The sequence below is a fragment of the Undibacterium sp. TJN25 genome (genome assembly GCF_049339885.1).
GTDB lineage: Bacteria > Pseudomonadota > Gammaproteobacteria > Burkholderiales > Burkholderiaceae_D > Undibacterium.
In genome coordinates, this window is sequence record NZ_JBMPPM010000009.1 from 129,042 (window position 1) to 148,899 (window position 19,858).

The following is a 19,858-nucleotide window of genomic DNA, read 5'->3' on the forward strand; positions in this document are numbered from 1 at the left end:
CCTGCCTTGTTCAATGTTGGGGAAGAAAAACCGTCTGCCCGCCGTGCCGGAACATCTCTATGGGATGGCCGAGGCACAGGCTCAGCCTGTTTGCCGTCATCACTTCGGCGGCAGTGCCTGCCTGCCACGCGCCGTCGCCCATCAGCAGCAGCGCATGCGTGGCGATGCTGTAAGCCAGGTTCAGGTCATGGCTGACCATGACGACAGCCTTGTGCTGCTGCCGGCACAGGCGGGCAAACAGTTGCATTACGCTGACCTGGTGCGCGAGGTCCAGTGCATTGGCCGGCTCATCCAGCAGCATCAGGCCGGCATCCTGCGCCAGCAAGGCCGCAATGGCCACACGCTGGCGCTCGCCGCCGGACAGGCTGCGCACGTCGCGGTCTGCCAGGTCGGCAACATCCAGTTCCTGCAAAGCTGCATGCGCCAGCGCGATATCTTCGGGAGATTCCCAGTAGCGGCTGTCGTGGTAGGGGTGGCGCGCGCTCAGTACGGTTTCTATCGCGGTGTAGGCGAAAGCATCCACCCTGCCCTGCGCCAGGAAGGAGCGCTCGCGCGCCAGTTCCGCCAGTGGCCACGCGCCGACATCCTTGCCATGCATGCTCACCTGGCCTACATCAATAGGACGCAGGCCTGCCAGCGTGCGTAGCAAGGTACTCTTGCCGGCACCGTTGCGGCCTATCACACACCAGCATTCGCCCGGCTGCACCTGCCACTCCAGGTCACGGACCAGGCAGCGCTTGCCGACATATACATCCAGTTTGCGGGCCTGCATCAGCGCCGCCTCAGCTGGTGCAGCTGCAACAGGAAAACCGGCACGCCGATGATTGCCGTGATCACGCCTACCGGCAACTGCTGCGGCGCGACGACGCTGCGCGCCACCGTATCTGCCAGCACCAGGAAGCTGCCGCCTGCCAGCGCCGAAGCCGGTATCAACAGCCTGTGGTCCGGCCCCCAGGCAAAGCGGCAGGCATGCGGCATGATGAGGCCGACAAAACCTATGCTGCCGGCGCTGCTGACCGCGCTTGCCGTCAGCAGCGCCGAACAGAAAAACATGCCCTGCCGCAGGCTGCCAACCTTGATGCCCAGCGTGCTGGCATTGTCTGCGTGCATGGCGGCGACATTGATAGAACGCGCCGCCTTCATCGCAAAAGCCAGCACCGCCAGCAGGATGACCCAAGGCAGGTAGCGCGGCTGCGTCGTCGACAGGTCGCCTATCATCCAGAACACCATGCCGCGCATGCGGCTGTCCGGTGCGATCGACAGCATCAGGCTGACCAGCGCGCCGCAGCCTGCCGCGATGATGACGCCCGTCAGCAGCAGCAGTGGCGCATTGCCTTCGGAACTGCCGCTGCCGCGGAAGTCGCGGTAGGCCAGACCGAACAGCAGCATGGCCACTGCCATCGCGCCGGCAAAAGCGGCTGCGTCTATCATCCAGGCGGTGCCCAGGAAAAGTATGGTTGCCAGCGCGCCGACCGAGGCGCCGCCGGAAATGCCGAGCACATAGGGCTCGGCCAGCGGATTGCGCAGCAGCGCCTGCATCAGCACGCCGGCCAGCGCCAGCGTGGCGCCGACGGAGAAGCCGGACAGGGCGCGGCCCAGCCTCAATTCCAGCAATGTTGCTGCCAGTGTAGAAGGTTTGCTGCGCAGGATATCTGCCAGCGCATTGAATAGTTCGCCGTAAGACAGCGAGATGGAGCCGACAACACAGGCCGCCAGGATACTGGCGACCGACACGGCCAGCAGCCCGGACAGGACGACAAGCGCGCGCCCGGAAGCGGCAGGAGGTCTGGCGAGGCGGATACCGGCGGCAGAGGCAAGAGGCACAATCAGCCTTTGTAAAAGGGAAATCTGGGATGCCGCCAGTCTTGCCGGCGGCTGCCGGAAAAACTGGAAGGCTTACATCACACTACTGTATTACTGCGGCCGGCCCGTTGGGGCCGGCCGGTGTTGCTTCGGTACAGCTTAGTTCTTGCTTGATACCGGTCAATTTACAAATAACTATGATTTCTACGATTATTTGTAACCGTAGTTCAGGCCGACAAACACGTTGGATCCTGCAGCATTATAGTTTTTTGCCAGCTGGTAGTCTTTATCCAGCACGTTGTTCCAGCGACCGATGACGGACCAGCTTGGCGCGATGTCGTAGGTTGCATACAGGTTCAGCAGGCTGTAGCCACCCAGAACCTTCTTGTTGGCGACATCATCATAACGCTTGTCGGAGAAAGTCGTTTCCACACCCAGCTTGGCTTTACCCAGGGAGTACTCGGCAGCCACGTTGCCATGCTGCTTGGAGCGGCGCGCCAGTTGCAGGCCGGTAGTGTCGTCTTTCGGATCCTGGATATCCAGCGACGCGCGCAGGCTCAGGTCGCCGAACTTGGTGGAACCGCCTACGGTCAGGCCGGACAGCGTGGCTTTTTCCACGTTGTACGAGCAGCCGAACGGATGCGTATCCTGCTGTACCGGGCAGACATTGGTGCTGACCAGCAGATCGGTCAGCTTGTTCTGGTAGTACACCGCGCTCAGCTGGGTATCGCCCATTTCATAGTAGGCGCCGATCTCCGCGTTCTTGCCTTTTTCCGGCTTGTTGGTGGAAATACCGAAGCCTGGGTAGTACAGCTCATTGTAGGTAGGCGCGCGGAAGCTGGTGCCGTAGCTGGCGTTGACGCGGAAGGCGTCGTTGATACGGAAGCCGTAGGCGATGCTGCCGGTGGTATTGGAGCCGTACACCGAGCTGTGGTCATAGCGCACGCTGGCGCTGGCCAGGCTGGCGCCGCGTTTCAGCACGTAGGAAGCTGCCAGCGAATTCGTCGTGCGGTCGCCGTTGACTTCCGCGGTAGTGGTCGTGACTTTTTCCTTGCGGTTTTCCGCCAGCACCTGCAACACATCCTTGCCGATGCTGATGTCATTCTGCAGGTTGAAGGTGTCTTGTTCGGTGTTGATCTGGCTCTTGCCGTAGGACGCATCGGTGAAGGATTTGTCCTTGGCCTGGGCGTACTGGGTTTTCAGCGTCCAGTCATTGGTGACCTTGTTCTTGCTGTAGATGGCCAGCGTTTGCAAGTCTTGCTGCGTGCGGTCGTCATAACCCGGGCCGGCATCGAACTGCGCCTTCAGCCGGCTTTGCAACAGGCTCGCGCCGATTTCCTGGCCCTTGGACCATTCATAAGCCAGGCGGCCGCTGACGCTGTCCAGCTTGTAGCCGTCCTTGTCCGGGTTGTAGGTGAAAGAACCTGCGGCAGGCGTGCTGGCGGAGAAACCGTCGGCCTCTTCATGGCCGACATTCAGCGCGTAGCTGATGTGGTTTTCAGTCGCGCCGGAGATTCCTGCATCCGCCTTGCGCAGCCCGTAGGTGCCGGCGCCAACGGATGCCGTTGGTGTGACTGTAGCGCCGGCGGAGCCCTTTTTGGTGAAAATCTGGATCACGCCGCCGATGGCATCCGCACCGTACAGGCTGCTCAATGGACCATAGACGATTTCAATGCGCTCGATCTGCGACAGGGGAATGGTGGACCATGTGGCGCCGCCTGTTGTAGAGGAACCGATGCGCACGCCGTCTACCAGCACCACGTTTTGCGAATTGCTGGTGCCGCGGATGAACACGGAAGAGGTCGTGCCCGGGCCGCCGTTGCGCGCGATTTCAATGCCGCGCTGCTTTTGCAGCAGGTCTACTACAGAAGACGAACCGGACTTGGCGATTTCGTCGGCCGTAATGACCACGTTGTCGGCCAGCACGTCCTTGGCGGCCTGCACCTGGCGGCCTGCGGTCATGACGACGTTGGCAGTGTTAGCAGTATCTTCGGCAAATGCCGAAGCTGCAGGAAAGAGGGAGGCAACGGCCAGGCTGATGGCGAGCGGCTTCAGCGCTGAAACAGCGCGGCGGGAAACGATAGAGGTCATGATAGCTACAAAAAAGAGGCAACCAGCCAACGTCCCCGCAGGCTGGATTGAACAAAAGTGCCGCTATCGGATACATGCGCGCGCTGCCTGTGGACACAGTCCCGGCAGCCATTGCGATGCAAAGAAAAATTCCTGACGAACATCCCCGTCCGCAGCACTTTCACCTATCTTGGCCGGTATCCGGGCTAACAAGTATGGCTATCCGACCTTCCCATGCAGACTGCACAGTGGTATTGGAAGAGAGCTTGCCAGGATAGACTTCAGGAGGAACCTTGAGAGGACTAGCGAGGCACTTGTACACCGTTGCGGGGGCAGCACACATTATGCAAAATCGCCGGATGGTAAGGCTGGGCTTGCACTGTGTTTCCCGTTTAACCGCGGACATGAGCATGTCCGCGAGCACCAAAACCCCGCCATTTTATAGGGTCTCGGGCTTTGTATCAAGGCAAGAGTCCGTGGCATGCATGCCGAACGTGAAAGGCAAGGGGTCAGCACAACGGGAAGTGTCCATTTAAAAATATCAATCCTGCAAGATTACCCAATCCTGGGCACATCTATCTGCACGCACTGGCCGTAGAGGATTGCCGCCGGGCCTGTAACGGAATTGACTGCCTGCGCCGCCAGCTCCGCCACTTGCATTCCCTGACGGTAAGCCTGCATCAGCCGTATGGGCCCTGCATGGCAAACCACTACAACGACAGCATCGGGCTGGCGCTGAATGTCGCGTAGAAACTCCATCACCCGCGCGGCCATCTGCAGCACGCTTTCGCCACCGCCTGGAGGGTAATGCACGGTATCCGCAGCCCAGGCGTCAATTTCGGCACGCGCAATATCATCCCAGCGGCGCATTTCCCAATTGCCGAAATCCATTTCTATCAGCCGCGTATCCAGCACGGGCACCTTGCTTTGCATGGCCTGCGCCAATGCATGCGCAAGCACCGAACAACGCTGCAGCGGGCTGGAAATGATGCGCGCGCCAGGCGGCAAGCTTTGTGCAAGCGCGGCGACGACTTCGCTGCAATGGCCGGCATCCGCGGGAAGGTCCGCCTGGCCGTAGCAGGTGCCGGCGGCAAGCTCGGGCCGGGGATGGCGGATCAGGTAGAGTCGCATTACATCAGAAGAATCAAATGAGTCAGATAAATTTGCCGATGGCCGCGGCAAACCCAAGATAAAAAGCCAGTTCCGACAACTGCTGCACGGCGCCCAGGCAATCGCCGGTGTAGCCGGCAATGCGGCGCACGAACAGCCGCGCCAGCCAGCAGCCGGCCAGCAGCAGCAAGGCCAGGCCTGCGAGGAAGTGCGGCAACAGGAAAGCCTTGAAATACAGCAGCGCCGCAACAGGCAGCAGCACCGTTACGCATGCCAGCAGGAATTCGCTATTTGACATGTGCTGCGCCAGCGGCTTGGCCTTGCCCTCCAGGCGCGCATAGGCCAGCTTCCAGATCAGGCTTACCGCCATCAGCCGCGACAGCGGATGCGCCATCAGCAAGGCGGCCACGGCCCAGACCGGCGGCAGGCCGGCGAGCACCGTGCATTTGGCAAGCAGCATCAAACTGATACCTATCGCACCGTAGGCGCCTACCCGCGAATCCTTCATGATTTCCAGCACGCGCTCCGGCGTGGAACCACCGCCGAAACCGTCGCATACGTCGGCAAGACCATCCTCATGGAAAGCGCCCGTCATCCAGATGCCGGCCACGGTGGACAGCACGGCAGCGACTGCCTGCGGCCACAGCGCGGACGCCAATGCATACACCGACGCAGTCCAGGCGCCCACTACCCAGCCCACGGCCGGAAAGTAACGCGACGCGTGGTGCAGCCAGGATGTATCAAAGCCTACCCAGCGCGGAATGGGAATGCGCGTAAAGAACTGCAGCGCGATAAAAAACAGGCGTAGCTGATGCATGGCGGAATCCAGGCCCCTAGCTCTTGCCGCTGACCTTGGCAGACTCGAAGGTTGCCATCTGCCACATGAAGTTGACGGCTGCCTGCAACAGCGGGTAAGCCAGCGCAGCGCCCGTGCCCTCCCCCAGGCGCAAGTCCAGCTGCAGCAGGGGTTGCGCGTGCAGCACATCCAGCATTTTTGCGTGGCCGCTCTCGTCGGAGCGATGGGCAAATACGCAATAGTCGAGGATGGATGGTTGCAGCTTCGCAGCCACCAGCAGCGCTGAAGTAACGATGAAACCGTCTATCAGCAGCACCATGCGGCGCGACGCGGCTTCCAGCATGGCGCCGACCATCATTGCCACTTCAAACCCGCCGAAGGCCGCGAGGATGTCCAGCGGCTCGGTGACGCCCGCATGCAATGCTGCAGCTTTTTCTATCACCTGCTGCTTGTGCAATACGCCTTCGGCGGACAGGCCGGTGCCCGCACCCACGCATTGCGCTGCCGGCACACCGGTCAGCTTGTGCATCAGCGCGGCTGCCACGGTGGTATTGCCTATGCCCATTTCACCAAAGCCGAGCACGTTGCCGGGCAGGTCTGCCGCCAGCGCCTTGCCGTACTGTATCGCCTGCCTGCACTGCTCTGCCGTCATCGCCGGCTGCTGTGCAAAATTCTGCGAGCCCATTGCCACCTTGCGGTTCAACAGCTGCTCGCGTGGGCCGAAGTCATGGTTGACGCCTGCATCCACGATATGCAGGGCAATGCCGTTCTGGCGTGCAAACACGTTGATGGCCGCGCCTTCCGCCAGGAAATTTTCCACCATCTGCCAGGTCACGCTTTGCGGAAAGGCGGAGATGTTTTCTGCGCAGATGCCGTGATCCGCCGCAAACACGATGATGGCGGGCTGGCTCAGCGAGGGCTGCGTGCTTTGCTGGATCAGGCCGATCTGCCTGCCCAGGCTTTCCAGACGGCCGAGGCTGCCGAGTGGTTTGGTCTTGTTGTTGATGCAGGCATCCAGCGCCTGTGACAGCGTGGCATTCTGCGTGGAGGAAATGGCTGGGATCATGTGCTTTTATCTTATGGTGCCGGGGAAAGGCGCTAGTGTAGACTTTTAAGCGGGAACAGGACAAATATTCTTCCAATCGCCGCTGCCGGCATAGTCTATCCCCTTTCGGGTACCATAATGCTTTTTCCGAACCTGTCACGAGTTTATGCAAAACCCTTCCGAATACTACGGCCAGCAATACAATGCGCGTGCCGGCATTCCAGACCACCCTTATATTTTTACCCGCTGGGTCAACCAGTCGTCGCTGGTGCGCCGCACCAATGCCGGCCTGTACGACCTGATGTACGGTGACAGCACCGGCGAAAGGCTGGACCTGTTCCCTACCCGCACACCCGGCGGCCCCTTGCTGGTGTTCATCCATGGAGGCTGGTGGCGTTCGCTGGACAAATCCGATTTCTCGATGATCGCACCAGCCTTTACGGCAGCCGGCGTCAACGTCGCGCTGACCAACTACACACTGGCGCCCGGCGCCAGCATAGAAGAGATCGTGCAGCAGCAATTGCGCGCACTGGCCTGGCTGTACCGAAATGTGGAAAAATACGATATCGACCCGCAGCGCATTGTGGTGGCGGGCCATTCGGCCGGCGCGCACCTGGCGGCAATGATGATGGCAGCGCAATGGCCGGTCTATGCGAACGACCTGCCGGCCGACATGATCAAGGCAGGCGTGCTGGCTTCCGGCCTGTACGACCTGACGCCGGTGCCGCATGCGGAATTTGTCAATGTGGACCTGAAGCTGACTGAGGAACGCGCTGTCAGCCTGTCGCCGGGCTTCATGCCGCACTCGCACTCGGCGCCGTTCATTACGGCGGTGGGCGGACTGGAATCGGACGAATTCAAGCGCCAGACCAGCCTGATCGCCAAGGCCTGGCAAACCCAGCACCGTGCAGACATCCCGCTGCCGGAAGCCAACCACCTGACAATCTGCGATGCGCTGACGGACAAGGACAGTGCCTTGTTCAAGGCAATGCTGGAACTGATAACCAGCGTTTAATGAACGCTCGGTGTTGCGGCACGCGCTGCAACACCGTCATCATCGCTAATAAAATCAGTAATAAAACCGGTTGAACAGCACGACCGCCCAGGTGGCGACCGCAATCAGGAAAGTCAGCAATACCGCCGCGCTGCCAAAATCCTTGGCATTCTTGGACAGCGAATGGCGCTCCAGCGAGACCCGATCCACCACCGCCTCGATCGCCGAGTTGATCAACTCCACCACCAGCACCAGCACCAATACCGCAATCATCATCAGTTTTTCAAACGCCGACACCGGCATCGCCAGCGCAACGATAGAACCTATGATGACCAGCACCAGCTCTTGCCGGAATGCATGTTCATTCTTCCACGCATTTTTGAATCCGTCGATGGAATAGAAAAATGCAGAAAATATCCTCTTTAAACCGCTCTTGCTTTTAAATTCGCTGATCGGCTGTTCTTGATTAGACATGCAGGCCCTTGTTGCTTGATTAAGTAAAATCGTCGATTGCCTGCCGGAGGATATAGACCCGCAGCAAACCCGCAGGCGGATTTTAACAGGACTCCCCCGCGCAGCAATGTTTGCCACCGTACAAGACTCGGCCTCTTCAGATTAATTATCACAAATGAATGATTTTTGTGCTCCTACGGGGAATTTGATGACGGTAAGCTGACGTACTTTTCACATTGTGGTATAAGTAAGTCTATTGCATCGCACCAACCCCATCATGAAAAACGATACTCCGAACGACAAAACCTCGATACAGGTGATAGAGCGCCTGGTGTCGCTGCTGGACGCGCTCTCCAATTACCAGGACCCGGTAAGCCTGAAAGAATTGGCCATCGAAACCGGCCTGCACCCGTCCACCGCACACCGTATCCTGAATGACCTTGTCACCACGCGCTTCGTTGACCGCGCCGAGCCGGGTACCTACCGCCTGGGCATGCGTCTGCTGGAGCTGGGCAATATCGTCAAGAGCCGTCTGAACGTACGTGAAGCCGCGCTGGAATTCATGCGCTCGCTACACCGCCAGACGCATCAGACAGTCAACCTGTCGGTGCGCCAGGGCGACGAAATCGTCTATATAGACCGCGCCTTCTCAGAACGCTCCGGCATGCAGGTCGTGCGCGCCATCGGCGGCCGTGCGCCGCTGCACCTGACCTCTACCGGCAAGCTGTTCCTGTCGCTGGACGAACCCAAAGCCATCCGTGCCTACGCCACCCGCACCGGCCTGGCAGGCCACAACAAGAATTCCATCACCGACCTCAGCAAACTGGAAGGCGAGCTGCGCGCCGTGCGCGAATACGGTTTTGCGCGCGACAATGAAGAACTGGAGCTGGGCGTGCGCTGCATGGCAGCAGGCATCCGCGACGACAGCGGGCGGATGATCGCCGGCTTGTCGATCTCGGCGCCGGCGGACCGTTTGCAGGAAGAGTGGCTGGGTGATTTGATTAGTACTGCTGCGCAGATTTCTGCAACCTTGGGGTATGTAGAATCACAGGGTGTTTGAGCGTAGCTAGCTAGCTATACTAAAGCTGCTACTAGCACGTTTATATTAAATTTATGATTGCTTGCCGGGGTAGCCCGGCATGAGTGCCCGATTGTGCGTCACAAAAAATGGGAAGCAGGCAAAACGCGGCTTGGTGTGGCAGTTGGGGGGGTGACGCTAATCCGCTCGGGACGCAGCATTTTGCGCTTCGCGGAAAATGGATCAGAAAGGAACGTTGTTTGAGCGAAGCGAGTTTCGTCTGTTTCCCATTTTTTGGGATGCACAAAATGTGATGGCACATAGGGCCATCACCCGTAGGGCAAGTCTGCGGTCGCCTTTTTTTGCTTACTTTTTTTGGCGAAGCAAAAAAGTAAGTAGCATGCCGGGCTACCCCCGGCCAGCAATCTAAAACAAACTAACGAGTATTAGCACCTAAGCCAAGCAATGGCAAACTACACCGCCGCCCCTATCCTCTCCCACCGGGGCAAATAATAATTATCCCCATCCAAAGAGAACAGCAGCCTCTTCACCTGCCCGGTAATCAACTCGCGCTTCACAAAACCGATAAAGCGTGAATCCTCGCTGTTGTCGCGGTTGTCGCCCAGCATCAGGTATTGCCCTTCCGGCACCTTGACGGGACCGAAATTGCGCATCGCCATTCTGCCTGGCATGACGATGATGCCGTGCTGCAGTGTGTCCATGCTTTCGTGCAGCACCAGTTGTTCGCCAGGATATTCGCGTTGCGGCGTCAGGTGCTTTTTATCGACGGCTTGCAGAACCGTGTAGTCGGCTTGCACACCATTGATGACCAGATGTTCCTCTTTCATTTCCACCACGTCGCCGGGTAAGGCGATCAGGCGCTTGACCAGGCGTGTACCGTTTTTCGGCGAGCTAAAAGTGACAACATCGCCGCGGCGCGGGTCGGCAAGGCGTTTGACGATGACGTCGGTGAACGGCACCTTGATGTCATAGGCCAGGCGGTCGCAGATGACCCTGTCGCCTTCCACCAGCGTGGGATACATGGAACTGGACGGTACCAGGTACCAGTCGGCCAGTGCGCTGCGCACCATCAGCATGCAGAACAGGAACAGCAGAAATCCCTTATTGTCTGAAACGAGTTTCCTGGCGTATAACATGGTTCATGTCTCCGAAAAAGGCCGGCCCGGGATGGCTGACTTGTGTTAGACAAAAAGATACCCTGAAAAGTTCAGGGTATTTATTACATAACGCATAACGCGTCAGACTAGAAATAAGAAAAATTATTTGGCAGTCATCAATGCAACAGTCGTGTCCAGCATGCGGTTGGAGAAACCCCATTCATTGTCATACCATGAAGAGACTTTGACCAGGCGACCGGATACTTTGGTCAGCGTGGAATCGAACGTGCTGGAAGCCGGATTGTGGTTGAAATCCACCGATACCAGCAGGTCTTCGTTGTAGTTCAGGATACCTTTCAGTGCATCGCTTTCAGAGGCGGCTTTCATGATCTTGTTGATTTCTTCAACAGTCGTGTCGCGCGCGGCGATGAAGGACAGGTCAACGATGGAGACGTTGATGGTCGGAACGCGGATCGCGTAGCCATCCAGCTTGCCGTTCAGCTCAGGCAATACCAGGCCCAGTGCAGCAGCAGCGCCGGTTTTTGCCGGGATCATGCTTTGGGTAGCGGAACGGGCGCGGCGCAGGTCTTCATGCATGACGTCTGTCAATACCTGGTCGTTGGTATAAGAGTGTACGGTAGTCATCAGGCCGTTGATGATGCCGACTGCGTCGTTCATCACCTTGGCCAGGGGGGCCAGGCAGTTGGTAGTGCAGGAGGCATTGGAAATCACGGTATCGCTGGATTTCAGCACGCCGTGGTTGACGCCGTACACAATAGTTGCATCAACATCCTTGCCGCCTGGAGCGGAGATGATGACTTTTTTGGCGCCGCCGGCGATGTGGGCGGAAGCTTTTTCCTTGGTAGTGAAAAAGCCTGTGCATTCCAGCACGACGTCCACGCCTTCAGCACCCCAGGCGATGTTGGCAGGATTGCGTTCCGCGAAAACGCGGATCTTGTCGCCGTTGACGATCATGTATTCGCCGTCCACTTCCACAGTGCCCGGGAATTTGCCATGCGCAGTGTCATAACGGGTCAGGTGGGCATTCGATTTGGCATCGCCGAGGTCATTGATGGCAACGATCTGGATGTCATGTTTCTTGCCGCCTTCGTAGTGAGCGCGAAGGATATTACGGCCGATACGGCCATAGCCGTTGATTGCAACACGAATCGTCATGAAGTTTCTCCAAAGGAAAGGTAATAAAATCGAAAAAACAAACCACTACTGCACTGCCGCTATTATTGATTTATGGAAGCAGTACTTGCTACTGGTGCTTAATTCCTGGTGATGCCGGTATCTCTGCGCATACCGATGCCGGTTGTCGCGCCTGATCTGAACGAATCCAATTTAATGCAGGCTCCTGAGCTGGGGTACGTCATTGATCAGCCGGCTGATATCTTTCCAGCCGTAGGCAACTTCCTTCAAATCCATGCCGTCCCAGGTAAAGCCCTGTTCGATCAGCAATTCGCCGCCCAGGTGCTCATAAAATTTGCGGGCTGGCTTATTCTCCGAGATAACCCAGGCCAGCAGCCCGGTTGCGCCGGCGGTCCGGCATGCCTGTGCCACTTCCAGCACCAGGCGGCGGCCCAGCCTGGCGCGCTGCATGTCAGGCTCCAGGTAGACCGCAGTCAGTTCTGCATCCAGGCCCAGCTTCGTTTCCGGCAATATCATGCCGGAGGCAAAAGCCACGATACCCTCGTCATTCTCCGCAACAAACACGCATATCTTGCTGCTGCCGGCCTGCAGCACCTTGGTCCAGTGCGCGGTACTGTCTTCCAGCTTCATGTCGTTCAGGTAGCTCGCGGGGATGATGCCGCGATAGGTCGCGCGCCAGCTGTTGATCCTTACTTCTGCAATCGCTGCAGCGTCCGCCACCGTGGCCGGACGCAAAATCACGTTCATCATGCCGCGTAGTTCTTTATAGTTTCATTGACGACCTTGACGACATTGTCCACTGTGAAGCCGAAATGCTTGAACAGTACGCCCGCAGGAGCGGATTCGCCAAAAGTATCGATTCCGACCACGGCGCCGTCCAGACCCACATATTTGTACCAGACGGAGGTGACACCGGCTTCAATCGCGATACGCGGCAAGCCTTTGCCCAGGACGGCAGCTTTATAGGCGGCATCCTGGCGGTCGAACACGTCGGTGGAAGGCATGGAGACCACGCGCACCGGCCTGCCCTGCTGCGCCAGCTCGGCGGCGGCCTTGACAGCCAGTTCTACTTCGGAGCCTGTGGCGATCAGCACTGCCTTGGCATCGGCTGCGTCTTGCAGCACATAGCCGCCGCGCTGGATGTCGGCGATCTGCGCTGCGGTGCGCTCCTGGTAAGGCAGGTTCTGGCGCGAGAAGATCAGCGTGCTCGGGCCATTATGGCGCTTGACAGCATGCGCCCATGCGCCAACCGATTCCACGGTGTCGCAAGGACGCCAGTTGTCCAGGTTGGGGATCAGGCGCAGGCTGGAAACATGTTCAACCGACTGATGCGTGGGTCCGTCTTCGCCCAGGCCGATGGAGTCATGCGTGAACACGAACAGCGTGCGGATCTGCATCAGCGCTGCCATGCGGATCGCGTTGCGGCTGTAGTCGGAGAAGGTCAGGAAGGTCGCGCCGAACGGAATGTAGCCGCCATGCAGCGCAATACCGTTCATCATGGCGCTCATGCCGAATTCGCGCACGCCGTAGTTGATGTGGTTGCCGGCCTGGTTGCCGCGCACGGCGACGGATTCTTTCCAGTTGGTCAGGTTGGAACCTGTCAGGTCAGCCGAACCGCCTAGGAATTCAGGCAGCGAAGGCGCAAATGCCTGGATCGCATTCTGGCTGGCCTTGCGAGTGGCGATGTTTTCTTTTTTCTCTACACAGGAAGCGATGGCCGCTTTCACCACGTCGTCAAAATTGGCAGGCAATTCACCCAGCATGCGGCGGTTCAGTTCTGCAGCTTCTTTCGGGAACTGTGCAGAATACGTCTTGAACGTGTCATTCCAGCCGGCTTCCAGTTTCTGGCCGTTGCCCTTGGCATCCCATGCGGAATACACATCCGCAGGAATTTCAAACGGCAGCGAATCCCACTGGATATGGCTGCGTACTGCGGCAATCTCTTTATCGCCCAGCGCGGCGCCGTGCACGTTGTGCGTGCCTTCCATGTTCGGAGAACCTTTGCCGATTACGGTCTTGCAGCAGATCAGCGTCGGTTTGTCGGACAATTTGGCGGCGGCAATCGCCTGCGACACTGCCGCAGCATTGTGGCCGTCCACCGCAGGAATCACATTCCAGCCGTAGGAAGCGAAGCGTTTCGGGGTATCGTCGGTAAACCAGCCTTCGACATGGCCGTCGATGGAGATGCCGTTGTCATCCCACAGGGCGATCAGCTTGTTCAGGCGCAGCGTGCCGGCCAGCGAACAGGCTTCATGCGAGATGCCCTCCATCAAGCAACCATCGCCCATGAAGACATAGGTATGGTGGTCCACGACATCCAGGCCGGGCTTGTTGAATTCAGCTGCCAGCAGTTTTTCCGCCAGCGCCATGCCCACTGCATTGGTGATGCCCTGCCCCAGCGGGCCTGTGGTGGTTTCTATGCCCGGCGTGATATGCACTTCAGGGTGACCCGGTGTCTTGGAGTGCAACTGGCGGAAATTGCGCAGCTCATCCATGCTCAGGTCATAGCCTGTGAGGTGCAGCAGCGCATAGTGCAACATGGAACCGTGGCCGTTCGACAGTACGAAACGGTCGCGGTTGATCCATTTCGGATTAGCCGGATTGTGACGATAGTGTTCTGTCCACAGAGCAACAGCAATATCCGCCATCCCCATCGGCATGCCGGGATGACCGGAATTGGCCTTTTGTACTGCATCCATTGCCAATGCACGGATTGCATTGGCCATTTTGGTGGTTGTTGCTGGCGGGAGAGAAGAAGTCATGGCGGTCGGTCGTCCGGGATAATGTGCGAAAACTTGGTAATGAAGCAAGGCAGAATATGCGCTACTCTGCAAAGCCCATTATTTTACCAGAGCATGGCCCTCATATTACAATTGCTGCTTTTATATCATTTGGTGCAAAACGCGCTTTGCCTCTGCAAATAGCCTAGGCTGGCATGCTGCATCCAAGCTTGCACACCGAGCCGCAATGACTGGCCGTTGACCCCCGTCCCTGATTTTTAAGACGTTTCTCGCCTGGAATTGTTTTAGATATTGACCGCACCATATATCTTTCTCGGCCCAATGCGCTTAGGATTGGGCTTATTGAATGCCTGCACGACCTACTAATTTGCTGAATTATGCCCCGATTTTATTGCCCTGCCCCGCTCGCCATCGGCGCCACCATCAGCCTGCCGGACGAAGCGGCCCATCATTTATTTGTATTGCGCCAGGCTGCCGGCGACAGCATCACCCTGTTTAACGGCGAAGGCGGCTCGTATGTCGCCACGCTGACCACTGTAGGCAAGAAACAGGTAGAGGCCGAGGTCAAGCTGTTCCTGCCCGGCGAAACGGAATTGCCGTATGCGCTGACCTTGGCGCAGGCACTGCCGGAGGCGTCCAAGATGGACTGGATTATCGAAAAATCGATAGAACTGGGCGCCGGCACGATACAGCCGCTGGCCGCGCAGCGCTGCGTGGTGAAACTGTCCGCCGAGCGCGCCGAGAAGAAACAAGCGCACTGGCAAGGCATCATCGTGTCGGCTTCCGAACAGTGCGGGCGCAATCGGCTGGCCCACCTGTCGCCGCTGATGGACGTCGGTAAGTGGCTGGCGCAGCAGGATATGCACAAGCGCATTTTGCTGACGCCGCGTGCCGAACTATCGCTGGCAGACTGGTCGCGCCATCATCCGCCGCAGGCAGTAACACTGATGGTGGGACCGGAGGGAGGATTTTCAGAAGCCGAGGAAGACCTGGCCATCCGGCAAGGCGTGCTGGCGCTGTCGATGGGGCCGCGCATACTGCGCACGGAAACCGCAGGCCTTGCCGCAATCGCCATGCTGAATGCCGCCTGGGGCGGCATGTAGGCATGGGCAGCATCACGCAGTTGAAACAAGTAATACCCAGGACATATTTGTGCGTCACCCTGTTTTACCGTACCGCAGCGCATTTGCAACTCATCGGTAATTGAGCTGCAGCCTACCCGTAGTTCACCCTATTGAAAGGAACATCATGGGACTCTTAGACACAGCACTCGGCATGCTCAGCGGCAGCCAGGACCCTAACCAACCCGGCGATCCTAAAATGATGTTGATGCAGGCCGCAATCGGCATGCTGTCCAACAGCCAGAACGGCGGCGGCGTACAGGGCATGGTGGCGACTTTCCAGCAATCCGGCCTTGGCGAAATTGTCAGCTCCTGGGTAGGCACAGGCCAAAACCTGCCTATCTCTGCCGACCAGATCAAGCAGGCGCTGGGCAATGGCCAGTTGCAGCAACTGGCGGACGCCGCCGGCATCTCGCATGACAGCGCCGCCGGCCACCTGGCGGAAATGCTGCCGGGCGTCATCAACCACCTGACGCCGGACGGCGAAGTGCCGGAAGAAGGCTCAGGCAATGTCGGCGATTTGCTGCAGTCGTTCGCTACATCGTTTTTTGGAAACCGTGCAGCGACCTGAGTAGTAGATTAGTAGATCAGAAGCCGCTTTGATGGCCTGGCGATAGTGCATGACTATGCCTATTGCCAGGCTGGCCCCCTGCATGCGCAACGCATGTCACTCCTTCAGCATCAGGCTCTTGATGACATGCACCGGCGCGCTGCCGTAGCTCAAAAATTCTTCATGGAATTGCTTCAGGTTGAACTTGTCTCCCAGCGCCTTCTTGCGCTGCTCCCTGAATTCATAGAGTTCGCTGTAGCCGCTGAAATAACTTGCCAGCTGCACCGATGAATATTGCACGCGCAGCCACTTGCCGTTGGCTTCGGACTCGGTCTGGAAGGCCTGCTGAGTCAGGAACGCTTTTGCATCGGCTTCGCTCATGCCGAGCACATGCACGCTATAGTCCAGTATCGTGTTGCAAACCGTGCGCAGATTCCATTTGTAATACATCAGCCACATTTCCGGCGTATTGCCGCCGTAGCCGGATTCCAGCATCATCCTTTCGCTATATACCGCCCAGCCCTCGACCATCGAGCCGTTGCCGAACAGGCTCTTGATCAGCGAAGGCGATTTGTTCGCATGCTGCAGCTGCACGTAGTGGCCCGGCACGCCCTCATGGATGCTGAGTATCTGCATGACCCAATAGTTATATTCGCGCAGCGTGCTTTCCGCCTGCTCCGGCGTCTGGCTGTCCAGCGGGGTGACGTTGTAGTAGGTATTGTCATGCGGGCGGAAAGGTCCCGGCGCCTCTATCGACGCCACGCTGACACCGCGCTCGTAGACCGGCGTTTCGCGCACGATCAGCGGCTTCTTGCGATCCAGCTCCACCAGGTCGTGGTCGCGTATCCAGTCCTGCAATACCGGGATCTGCTGCCGTATCGTATTGAAGACCTCATCACGCTTCACATGGTTTTCGGACAGCTTGGCAATCACCATCGCAATCTTTTTGACAGGATCTTCGGGTTTTTCCTGTCCGGCCATGTATTTGGGCCAGAGTTCATCGGCCAGTTTTGCCATGTTCTTATGCGCTTCTTCCTTGGCCTGCACGGCCCGTGCAAAAGTCTGTTCGGCCGTATAGCCGGATTGTATGTCGGCAGCGAACTTTCCTTCGTACAGTGCCTTGCCTATGCGGAAAGAACGGGAATTTTCCGGCGTCAGCGTTTTTTCCAGATCCGTCAGCCACGCAACGTAGCCCTGCACCGCAGTGCGCGCCGCGGCCAGGCGCTGCGCCAGCAAGGCGCGCTCGGCAGGACTCAACTTCTCGGTCTGCGCTGCTTTTTCCACTTCATCCAGCACGCCCAGTGCGCCGGCGCTCTGGCTGATCGCCAGGTGCGTATGTTCGGGAGTTGGGCGTTTGATGCTGGCGCGAGCGGCATCGTAGTAGGCCGGAACGAGTTGCAGGCGCTTGATAAGACCGCGCACGCGCTGCGCTTTCGGTGCGTATTCCGTGTTCAGGATGACGTCGAAACCGCCTGCCACGTTGTACAGGCTGGGGTTCCATTCAAATTCGCGGAAATCGCTCAGGTACCAGCGGCTGGAGCCCAGATAGTTATTGATCAGCGCCAGGTCGGTACGCTGGTTGACCGACAGCCTTGCCTGGTCCATCTTCGCAAAGCGGCCCAGCCACAGCTTATCAAACGCCAGCCGCTGCGCGCGGGATCCGGCGTCCGGCACATACAGCCTCGCCGCACTCTCGAATTTGCCGGCCCATATCGCGGTGTCCGGGTCTTCTCGCCACAGCGCTGCCAGGAAGCTGTCCTTGAGTTTGATGAAATCCCGGTCTTGCGGCTGCGCGCGCGCAGATGCGGGGACAGCCGCCGCCGTATTGTCAGCAGTAGGGGCTGCAGTAGCGGCTGCAGTATCGGCCGCATGAGCGAGGCCCGCGACCGCTGCCAGCGTGAGCGCGGAACTGAAAAGCCCTGCAAGCAGGCGGGGAATGATTTTTTGTGTGGTCATGATAGGTAAAAGTCGGCAGCGAGGCACGAGTCGGTAAATTCGTTACGGCGGGCTTCGCTGACAAAGATGAACAAAGCCCGGCCAAATATATTAAGCGCACAATAATAAAGCTTATGGCGAAAATGAGAAACCGCTTTCCGCAGGTACAATCTCAACTCTTGTTGCCGAACTAATTCCTGCCCGGGTAGTCCAAGCTGCGCACACTCCCCCGCAGGTGCAAAGCCATAGTTTGGCGTACACCAAAATCAATCATCTCTTCTGGAGAGAACCATGAGACAGTTTTTACAGGCATTCTCGCTTGCTTGCACGCTCACCGGCGCCATCGCTGCCTCAGCCCAGGCAGCCGAAGCTCCTGACCATGCGCTGAAAGCCGCGATCGCCGGCAGTCAGCGCACGCCTGCCAATGCAGCGCGCGACAATTTCCGCCATCCGTATGAAACCCTGGCATTCTTCGGCATCAAACCGACCTCCACCGTCGTGGAACTGTCACCCGGCGGCGGCTGGTATACAGAAATCCTGGCGCCCTACCTGCGCGACCACGGCAAACTGATCGAAGGTGCGAATGACCCGGATGCCAGCAGCGAATATTCACGCCGGGCCCTGGAAAGGTTCAAGCAGAAGCTTAATGCCAGCCCAGCAGTCTATGACAAGGTCCAGTTGGGTATTTTCGAGCCGCCGGCAAAGCAGGACTATGCCGCCAAGGGCAGCGCAGATTTCGTGCTGACCTTCCGCAACATCCATAACTGGATAGACGATGGCGGCGACGCCGAAGTCAAATCGGTATTTCAGACCGCGTATGACAGCCTGAAAAAAGGCGGCGTATTCGGCGTGGAAGAACACCGCCTACCTGCGGCCAAGCCACAGGATGAAAAAACCAGCACCGGCTATGTGCATGAAGCTTATGTAATCAAGATAGCGGAAAGTGTCGGCTTCAAGCTGGTCGCCAAATCGGAAATCAATGCCAACCCCAAGGACAATGCCGACCACGAAAAAGGCGTCTGGGCGCTGCCTCCCACTTATCTGAACAAGGATAAGGACAGGGCCGCCTACGAGGCGATAGGCGAAAGCGACCGCATGACGCTGAAATTCGTCAAGCCTTAAGCCTTAGACACCAAACCCAGGCTAAAGCCAGGCCCTTGAACCTGCTGGAGAGATCGCGGAATTAACCTGTGCCGGAAGAATTTTCTGGTAATCTGGCGGCATGCTGGCAAACGCCACATGCCGCCGACTGAAAACGGGGAAAACGTGTCATTTTCATCAAGCTCGCTCATCGTCCTGGCTGTTTCTGCGTCCTTTTCTGCCGCGCTTGCAGGCAATGCGTGCGCGGCCGACCGCTACATCATCGACCCCGAACATACGTATTCCAGCTTTGAATACCGCCACTGGGGCTTGTCCGACCAGCGCGGGCGCTTCGACAACAACTCCGGTTCTATAGACCTGGACCTTGCCGCCAAGACCGGCGCCATCGACATCGTCATTGAAGCTGGCTCGGTCAGCACGGGATCGGAAACCTTCAACAAGATCCTGCGTTCCGATAATTTCTTCGATATCGCCAAATACCCGCAGATATCGTTCAAATCCAGCACCATGCGCTTTGACGGCGACAAGCTGGTACAGGTGGACGGCGACCTGACCATCAGGGGCGTGACCAAACCTGCCACCTTCGAAATCACGCATTTCAACTGCCGTTTCATGTTTGTTTATTTCAAACAGGCCTGCGGCGCCAACGGCTATACCAAAATCCTGCGTAGCGATTTCGGCGTTGGCCGCTATGTGCCATTTGTCAGCGATGAAGTGACGCTGTCCTTCAGCGTCGAGGGCATCAAGGAATAACGGGACGGCAGGAACGCCTGCGCGCCGGGCTTATTTCCCCCGGATGGCGGGATTCGCGCCGTTTTTTGTTAAACTGATGGGTTTAGTCGGCAAAC

18 protein-coding genes and 1 riboswitch are annotated in these 19,858 nt (G+C 58.1%); of the genes, 6 read left to right on the forward strand and 12 right to left on the reverse strand.

Translation table 11 applies throughout. The features are described from left to right. Positions 1 to 10: 10 nt before the first annotated feature. The 6 genes from ACO0LO_RS21610 to cobT all read right to left on the reverse strand — a co-directional run bounded on the left by ACO0LO_RS21610 (position 11) and on the right by cobT (position 6,845). Complete coding sequence (locus ACO0LO_RS21610; protein WP_422967265.1) at positions 11 to 772, reverse strand: ABC transporter ATP-binding protein; 762 nt, start codon at positions 770 to 772, stop codon at positions 11 to 13. Next, positions 772 to 1,824 carry a FecCD family ABC transporter permease gene (locus ACO0LO_RS21615; RefSeq protein ID WP_422967267.1) on the reverse strand — a complete coding sequence of 351 codons (1,053 nt, stop codon included), beginning with the start codon at positions 1,822 to 1,824 and terminating at the stop codon, positions 772 to 774. The genes ACO0LO_RS21610 and ACO0LO_RS21615 overlap by 1 nt, the downstream gene beginning before the upstream one ends. Before the next feature lie 189 nt (positions 1,825 to 2,013). Beyond that, positions 2,014 to 3,894, reverse strand: a complete 1,881-nt coding sequence (locus ACO0LO_RS21620; RefSeq protein WP_422967269.1) for a TonB-dependent receptor domain-containing protein — start codon at positions 3,892 to 3,894, stop codon at positions 2,014 to 2,016. Between the two features lie 154 nt (positions 3,895 to 4,048). Next, positions 4,049 to 4,316: riboswitch (cobalamin riboswitch) on the reverse strand. A 112-nt stretch (positions 4,317 to 4,428) separates the two neighbouring features. After that, the gene (gene cobC / locus ACO0LO_RS21625) at positions 4,429 to 5,004 is read right to left on the reverse strand and encodes an alpha-ribazole phosphatase family protein (RefSeq protein ID WP_422967271.1); all 576 of its coding nucleotides are present in this window, start codon (positions 5,002 to 5,004) and stop codon (positions 4,429 to 4,431) included. A 22-nt stretch (positions 5,005 to 5,026) separates the two neighbouring features. Beyond that, positions 5,027 to 5,800, reverse strand: a complete 774-nt coding sequence (locus ACO0LO_RS21630) for an adenosylcobinamide-GDP ribazoletransferase (RefSeq protein WP_422967273.1) — start codon at positions 5,798 to 5,800, stop codon at positions 5,027 to 5,029. A gap of 16 nt (positions 5,801 to 5,816) precedes the next feature. Next, positions 5,817 to 6,845, reverse strand: coding sequence for a nicotinate-nucleotide--dimethylbenzimidazole phosphoribosyltransferase (cobT, locus tag ACO0LO_RS21635; RefSeq protein WP_422967275.1), 1,029 nt, complete (start codon positions 6,843 to 6,845; stop codon positions 5,817 to 5,819). Positions 6,846 to 6,990: 145 nt separating this feature from the next. On the opposite strand from cobT, the gene ACO0LO_RS21640 reads away from it, so the two are divergent. Next, positions 6,991 to 7,839, forward strand: coding sequence for an alpha/beta hydrolase (locus tag ACO0LO_RS21640; RefSeq protein ID WP_422967277.1), 849 nt, complete (start codon positions 6,991 to 6,993; stop codon positions 7,837 to 7,839). A gap of 54 nt (positions 7,840 to 7,893) precedes the next feature. On the opposite strand, the gene ACO0LO_RS21645 is transcribed toward ACO0LO_RS21640, so the two are convergent. Continuing rightward, positions 7,894 to 8,292 (reverse strand): diacylglycerol kinase, encoded by a 399-nt coding sequence (locus ACO0LO_RS21645; protein WP_422967279.1) that lies wholly within the window; start codon positions 8,290 to 8,292, stop codon positions 7,894 to 7,896. Positions 8,293 to 8,548: 256 nt separating this feature from the next. On the opposite strand from ACO0LO_RS21645, the gene ACO0LO_RS21650 reads away from it, so the two are divergent. Then, on the forward strand, positions 8,549 to 9,331 hold the full coding sequence (locus ACO0LO_RS21650) for an IclR family transcriptional regulator (RefSeq protein ID WP_422967281.1): 783 nt from the start codon (positions 8,549 to 8,551) through the stop codon (positions 9,329 to 9,331). A 431-nt stretch (positions 9,332 to 9,762) separates the two neighbouring features. Here ACO0LO_RS21650 and lepB read toward each other — a convergent pair whose 3' ends face one another. The 4 genes from lepB to tkt all read right to left on the reverse strand — a co-directional run bounded on the left by lepB (position 9,763) and on the right by tkt (position 14,324). Then, positions 9,763 to 10,446 carry a signal peptidase I gene (gene lepB, locus ACO0LO_RS21655; RefSeq protein ID WP_422967283.1) on the reverse strand — a complete coding sequence of 228 codons (684 nt, stop codon included), beginning with the start codon at positions 10,444 to 10,446 and terminating at the stop codon, positions 9,763 to 9,765. Between the two features lie 123 nt (positions 10,447 to 10,569). Then, positions 10,570 to 11,583 (reverse strand): type I glyceraldehyde-3-phosphate dehydrogenase, encoded by a 1,014-nt coding sequence (gap, locus tag ACO0LO_RS21660; protein ID WP_422967284.1) that lies wholly within the window; start codon positions 11,581 to 11,583, stop codon positions 10,570 to 10,572. A gap of 171 nt (positions 11,584 to 11,754) precedes the next feature. Beyond that, entirely contained in the window at positions 11,755 to 12,312 is a 558-nt protein-coding gene (locus tag ACO0LO_RS21665; protein WP_422967286.1) for a GNAT family N-acetyltransferase, read from the reverse strand. Beyond that, positions 12,309 to 14,324: a transketolase gene (gene tkt / locus ACO0LO_RS21670; protein WP_422967288.1), complete on the reverse strand. Its 2,016-nt coding sequence runs from the start codon at positions 14,322 to 14,324 to the stop codon at positions 12,309 to 12,311. Before tkt ends, ACO0LO_RS21665 begins: the two co-directional genes overlap by 4 nt. 356 nt (positions 14,325 to 14,680) lie before the next feature. Between tkt and ACO0LO_RS21675 the strand changes: the two genes are divergently transcribed. Together ACO0LO_RS21675 and ACO0LO_RS21680 are read left to right on the forward strand one after the other, a co-directional pair. Next, positions 14,681 to 15,406 (forward strand): 16S rRNA (uracil(1498)-N(3))-methyltransferase, encoded by a 726-nt coding sequence (locus ACO0LO_RS21675; protein WP_422967290.1) that lies wholly within the window; start codon positions 14,681 to 14,683, stop codon positions 15,404 to 15,406. A 145-nt stretch (positions 15,407 to 15,551) separates the two neighbouring features. Next, positions 15,552 to 15,995, forward strand: a complete 444-nt coding sequence (locus ACO0LO_RS21680; protein WP_422967292.1) for a YidB family protein — start codon at positions 15,552 to 15,554, stop codon at positions 15,993 to 15,995. A gap of 96 nt (positions 15,996 to 16,091) precedes the next feature. Here the strand turns inward: ACO0LO_RS21680 and ACO0LO_RS21685 are convergent, their stop codons facing one another. After that, a complete protein-coding gene (locus ACO0LO_RS21685; protein ID WP_422967294.1) occupies positions 16,092 to 17,930 on the reverse strand; it encodes a DUF885 domain-containing protein in 1,839 nt (612 codons plus the stop codon). Positions 17,931 to 18,200: 270 nt separating this feature from the next. Between ACO0LO_RS21685 and ACO0LO_RS21690 the strand changes: the two genes are divergently transcribed. Both ACO0LO_RS21690 and ACO0LO_RS21695 read left to right on the forward strand, forming a co-directional pair. Then, a complete protein-coding gene (locus ACO0LO_RS21690; protein ID WP_422967296.1) occupies positions 18,201 to 19,031 on the forward strand; it encodes a class I SAM-dependent methyltransferase in 831 nt (276 codons plus the stop codon). A 144-nt stretch (positions 19,032 to 19,175) separates the two neighbouring features. Beyond that, entirely contained in the window at positions 19,176 to 19,763 is a 588-nt protein-coding gene (locus tag ACO0LO_RS21695; RefSeq protein WP_422967298.1) for a YceI family protein, read from the forward strand. Positions 19,764 to 19,858 lie beyond the last annotated feature (95 nt).

Bases quoted from the DNA above. Each gene is read 5' to 3' on its own strand.
- ACO0LO_RS21610 (WP_422967265.1), bottom strand. From the start codon at position 772: ATGCAGGCCCGCAAACTGGATGTATATGTCGGCAAGCGCTGCCTGGTC.
- ACO0LO_RS21620 (WP_422967269.1), bottom strand. From the start codon at position 3,894: ATGACCTCTATCGTTTCCCGCCGCGCTGTTTCAGCGCTGAAGCCGCTC.
- cobC (WP_422967271.1), bottom strand. From the start codon at position 5,004: ATGCGACTCTACCTGATCCGCCATCCCCGGCCCGAGCTTGCCGCCGGC.
- ACO0LO_RS21630 (WP_422967273.1), bottom strand. From the start codon at position 5,800: ATGCATCAGCTACGCCTGTTTTTTATCGCGCTGCAGTTCTTTACGCGC.
- cobT (WP_422967275.1), bottom strand. From the start codon at position 6,845: ATGATCCCAGCCATTTCCTCCACGCAGAATGCCACGCTGTCACAGGCG.
- ACO0LO_RS21640 (WP_422967277.1), top strand. From the start codon at position 6,991: ATGCAAAACCCTTCCGAATACTACGGCCAGCAATACAATGCGCGTGCC.
- ACO0LO_RS21645 (WP_422967279.1), bottom strand. From the start codon at position 8,292: ATGTCTAATCAAGAACAGCCGATCAGCGAATTTAAAAGCAAGAGCGGT.
- ACO0LO_RS21650 (WP_422967281.1), top strand. From the start codon at position 8,549: ATGAAAAACGATACTCCGAACGACAAAACCTCGATACAGGTGATAGAG.
- lepB (WP_422967283.1), bottom strand. From the start codon at position 10,446: ATGTTATACGCCAGGAAACTCGTTTCAGACAATAAGGGATTTCTGCTG.
- gap (WP_422967284.1), bottom strand. From the start codon at position 11,583: ATGACGATTCGTGTTGCAATCAACGGCTATGGCCGTATCGGCCGTAAT.
- ACO0LO_RS21665 (WP_422967286.1), bottom strand. From the start codon at position 12,312: ATGATGAACGTGATTTTGCGTCCGGCCACGGTGGCGGACGCTGCAGCG.
- tkt (WP_422967288.1), bottom strand. From the start codon at position 14,324: ATGACTTCTTCTCTCCCGCCAGCAACAACCACCAAAATGGCCAATGCA.
- ACO0LO_RS21675 (WP_422967290.1), top strand. From the start codon at position 14,681: ATGCCCCGATTTTATTGCCCTGCCCCGCTCGCCATCGGCGCCACCATC.
- ACO0LO_RS21680 (WP_422967292.1), top strand. From the start codon at position 15,552: ATGGGACTCTTAGACACAGCACTCGGCATGCTCAGCGGCAGCCAGGAC.
- ACO0LO_RS21685 (WP_422967294.1), bottom strand. From the start codon at position 17,930: ATGACCACACAAAAAATCATTCCCCGCCTGCTTGCAGGGCTTTTCAGT.
- ACO0LO_RS21690 (WP_422967296.1), top strand. From the start codon at position 18,201: ATGAGACAGTTTTTACAGGCATTCTCGCTTGCTTGCACGCTCACCGGC.